At 62.1% G+C, this 4,095-nt stretch carries 4 protein-coding genes; 1 reads left to right on the top strand and 3 read right to left on the bottom strand.

Annotated elements, in window-relative coordinates; genetic code table 11:
- A partial coding sequence (locus tag QT222_RS05140) for a methyl-accepting chemotaxis protein (protein ID WP_491476522.1) occupies positions 1–1,609 on the bottom strand: 1,609 nt, incomplete at its 3' end.
- 158 nt (positions 1,610–1,767) lie between these two features.
- On the opposite strand from QT222_RS05140, the gene QT222_RS05135 reads away from it, so the two are divergent.
- Positions 1,768–2,067 (top strand): zinc ribbon domain-containing protein, encoded by a 300-nt coding sequence (locus tag QT222_RS05135; RefSeq protein ID WP_491476521.1) that lies wholly within the window; start codon positions 1,768–1,770, stop codon positions 2,065–2,067.
- 12 nt (positions 2,068–2,079) lie between these two features.
- On the opposite strand, the gene sucD is transcribed toward QT222_RS05135, so the two are convergent.
- Complete coding sequence (sucD, locus tag QT222_RS05130) at positions 2,080–2,949, bottom strand: succinate--CoA ligase subunit alpha (RefSeq protein ID WP_004059918.1); 870 nt, start codon at positions 2,947–2,949, stop codon at positions 2,080–2,082.
- Positions 2,946–4,091 carry an ADP-forming succinate--CoA ligase subunit beta gene (sucC, locus tag QT222_RS05125; RefSeq protein ID WP_491476523.1) on the bottom strand — a complete coding sequence of 382 codons (1,146 nt, stop codon included), beginning with the start codon at positions 4,089–4,091 and terminating at the stop codon, positions 2,946–2,948. Before sucC ends, sucD begins: the two co-directional genes overlap by 4 nt.
- Between the last annotated feature and the right edge of the window lie 4 nt (positions 4,092–4,095).

Below are 4,095 nucleotides of genomic sequence, written 5' to 3'. Positions count from 1 at the left end.
GTTCGAGGCGGTCGTCCAGTTCGTTGACTTCGGTGACGGTCGCTTCGGTTTCCGACCGAACTGCGTCGATATCGTCGAGGGCGTCGGTAGCGGCGAACTGGCCGTCACGCGAGCGGGCCTCCGCTTCCTCGGTCAGGCGCACGAGTTCGTCCGCGGACGAAGCAATCTGTTGAATCGACGCTGAGAGGTCGTTTATCTCGTCGGCGGCGGCCATCAGATTCTCCGTTTGCTCGCTTGCACCGTCGGAAATCTGCTGGATGGACCCCGATACTTCCTCGCTTGCGGACGAGACATCGTCGGCCCGCGAGGCAACGCGATTAGCGAGCGTTGTCACGTCTTCACCGAATGCTTTGACTGTTCCGACGGTCTGTTCGATATCGTCCATCATTTCGTTGTATGCCTCCGCGACAAGCGCCATATCTTGGCTGTTCGAATCGGTCGGAAGGCGAACTCTGAGGTCGCCGTCCGCCGCCCGAGTCATCGCTTCGCTGTACTCACGGGCGTCGGCGCGTTGGTCACGGAGGTCGTTTCGGAGGTTGTCGATGCCGCGGACGACCTGTCCGAATTCGTCGTCGCGGGTCGTTTCGAGTTCCACGTCGAGGTCCCCCTTGCGGAGTTCGGAGACGGTCGATTCGAGGTTGACGAGCGGAACTGCGGTGTTGCCGCGGATGATGAATGCGAACGCGCCGAGCCCGAGCATAAAGAGGAACAGAAGCGTCGCAATCTGGAATCCGACGCTCCGAGAGAGTGCGAAGACGCTGCTTGCGGGCGCGTGCAGGAGAAGCACGTCACCACCGTAAACCGGGACGTGCGCGACGACATGTGGCGAAGAGATGAACCCCTCGACCGGCGAAAGACGCGAGACGCCAACTTCACCGGCGAACGCATCGCTGAGGGAGTCAGAATTCGTTGCGGGGTATGCGACGTTCGATTGGCCGCCGCCACCGTCGTACAGGACGGTCCCGTTTTTCGTCACGAGTTGGGCGAATCCACCGTCGAGTCGATTTCCGTCGAGTGCGGTCCCGAGCGACGATGCTTCGGCCACGAGGACGATTGCGTGGGGTTCGAGGGAGGGAAGCGGCGCGACAAAGCCCATGTAGGCGACGCCGTCCTTGACAAAAACCGTGGTTCGCTCGACGCCCTCATCAGAGAGGTCGGCGCGGTCTGGGAGCGGGAGCGTTCCGTTCTCGAACAGCGGTGTACCGACAGCACCGTCTTCTGACGACCCAATGACGGTGGTCGTTTCGGTGTTCACGAAGTGCAACGCCGCGACGTCGTCGGGCATATCGGTCTTCGCCTGCGTGAGCGCCGTAGAGGAACGGTCCCCGAGGGTACTCCCCGCCGACGGGTCGGCAGCGACGATACTCGCGAGCCGTTCGCGTTCTTCGAACCACGAATTGACTTGCAGTGCCTCGCGTTCTGCCTCGGTCAGGAGGTCGGCGCGGGCGTCTTCGTCGATGCTGGATGCCGTCTGTTGATACTGAATGATTCCGACACCAGCTACGAGGATGGAAACGAGAAGCATCGCGGAGACGAGCCGACGTATGTAACTTTCTGTAATCGCATCAGGGAGCCGTCTTTCGGCCTCCTCAACGATAGTATCAGCCATTAGAGAAACCGACCAGAATGACGTGCATAAATCCGCGTTTCTGAATATCAAATTCGATATTATTGTGGGTTCGATTGCGATTCTCGGAGAGCGTTTTTTAACGCAGCCGGTACCGCTCCGAACGTCAACCACATTGTTGCTGGACGCTAGCAGACCTCATGGACGTTGGCTTTCGCCTCCTCGTAGCGGGGTTCTGCATCGTTGCGCCCTCGCTCATGTTCGTCGGGTTCGTCCGTCTCCTCGACGCCATGCGAGACGATGCGCTCGTCGAGCGCGTCCTCGACAGACTCGACGAGGATGCCGGGACGACCGGAACGTCTCTCGACCCGACCGCGTTTCTCCAATCCGCCCGGGAAAAGTCGCACCAACAGATGACCGTTTGTCAGGGGTGTGGCGCACCGAACACGGTCGGGAGCAGACGCTGTGGGCTGTGTGGAACGCGGCTAAAACGAAGATAGCGAGAGGAAGACTTAGAGGAAGTCTTCGATGTGGTCGGCGACTTCCTCGGGGGTGTCGCCGACGGGGACGCCCGCGTCGTTGAGGGCGGAAATCTTGGACTCCGCGGTACCGGTTCCGGAACCGGAGACGATAGCGCCGGCGTGACCCATGCGCTTGCCCGGCGGTGCCGTGCGGCCGGCGATAAAGCCAGCGACGGGCGTGTCCATGTTCTCGGCGATGAACTTCGCCGCCTGCTCTTCGTCTTCGCCACCGATCTCACCGCACATGACGACGGCGTGCGTGTCGGGGTCGTTCTCGAACGCTTCGAGAGCGTCGACGAACGACGTGCCGATGATTGGGTCGCCACCGATACCGATAGCGGTGGTCTGGCCGATGCCGCGCTCGGTCAGGTTCGAAACGACCTGATACGTGAGGGTGCCGGAACGCGAGACGAGTCCGACGTTCCCCTCCTCGAAGATGTTACCGGGGAGGATGCCGAGTTTGGCCTCGCCGGGCGTGATGATACCCGGACAGTTGGGGCCGATGAGGCGCGTGTCGACTTCAGACAGGCGCTTGTTGACCTTGGCCATGTCCTGCGTCGGGACGCCCTCGGTGATGGCCACGACGAGGTCGAGGTCCGTGTCGAGTGCCTCGAAGATGGCGTCGCCGGCGAACGCCGGCGGGACGAACACGACGGAGGCGTTGGCGTCTTCCTCTTCGACGGCCTCGGCGACGGTGTCGTAGACGGGAACGCCTTCGACTTCCTGACCGCCCTTGCCGGGGACCGCACCAGCAACGACGTTCGTGCCGTATTCCATCATCTGCTGGGTGTGGAACTTGCCTTCCCCACCGGTGATACCCTGTACAACTACCCGCGTGTCGTCGTCGACGAAAATGCTCATTGGGACACCTCCTGTGCGTTCTCGACGGCACGCTGGACGGCGTTCTCCAGCGTCCCTTCGACCTGTACGAGTTCCGTGTTCAGAATCTCCATCCCCTCTTCGGCGTTCGTGCCCGCGAGGCGGACGACGACCGGTTTCGGAATCTCGTCGAACTGCTCCAGCGCTTCGTTGATACCCTTGGCGACCTCGTCACCGCGGGTGATGCCGCCGAAGATGTTGAAGACGACAGAGTCGACGTTCTCGTCCGAGAAGACCATGTCCAGCGCGTTCGCCACGCGCTCGGCCTTCGCGCCGCCACCGATGTCGAGGAAGTTGGCGGGGGAGCCACCGAAGTAGTCGACGAGGTCGAGCGTCGTCATGACGAGTCCGGCACCGTTGCCGATGATACCGACGTTGCCCGACAGACGGACGTAGTCGAAGCCGTATTCGCCAGCTTTGGCTTCGAGTTCGTCCTCGTAGGAGTCCTCTTCCATCGCCGCGAGGTCCTCGTGGCGGAAGAGCGCGTCGTCGTCGATGTTCATGACGGCGTCCGCAGCGACGACATCGCGGTCGGACGTAATCATGACGGGGTTGATTTCGATGTCCGACGCGTCGTTGGCCTCGTAGAGGTCGTAGAGCGTCGAGAGGAACGAGGCGACGTCGAAGGCGACGTCGCGGGGGATTCCCGCCTCGAAAACGATCTTGCGGGCCTGGTACGGGTGCAGGCCGAACGCGGGGTCGATGTGCTCGCGCGCGATGGCTTCGGGGGTCTCTTCTGCGACTTCCTCGATGTTGACGCCACCCTCCGTCGAGACCATCGCGACGGGCTTGCCCTCGCTTCGGTCCATCGTGATACCCACGTACAGTTCGTTTTCGAAGTCGACGCCGGCCTCGACGAGTACCTTCTCGACCGTGTAGCCTTTGAGGTCCATTCCGAGGATGTCCTCGGCGGCCTGTCGAGCCTCGTCTTCGTCCATGGCGATCTTGATGCCGCCAGCCTTTCCACGCCCACCGACGTGTACCTGCGCCTTGATAGCGGCGGGGTATCCGATATCCTCGACCCCCTCCTTAACCCCCTCTTCGGGCGCCCCGCTGCAGGACCCCGGCCCCGGGATCCCCCCCTCTCTGAGAATTTCCTTCGCCCCGTATTCGCGTCGCTTCATTACC

It is taken from the genome of Haloferax sp. s1 (assembly GCF_058382125.1).
Note: the sequence above shows the minus strand (reverse complement) of the source record. Positions and strands in the feature narration are given on the sequence as shown.

Coding starts and splice junctions, on each gene's coding strand:
- QT222_RS05135 (WP_491476521.1), top strand. CDS start 1,768: ATGGACGTTGGCTTTCGCCTCCTCGTAGCGGGGTTCTGCATCGTTGCG.
- sucC (WP_491476523.1), bottom strand. CDS start 4,091: ATGAAGCGACGCGAATACGGGGCGAAGGAAATTCTCAGAGAGGGGGGG.
- sucD (WP_004059918.1), bottom strand. CDS start 2,949: ATGAGCATTTTCGTCGACGACGACACGCGGGTAGTTGTACAGGGTATC.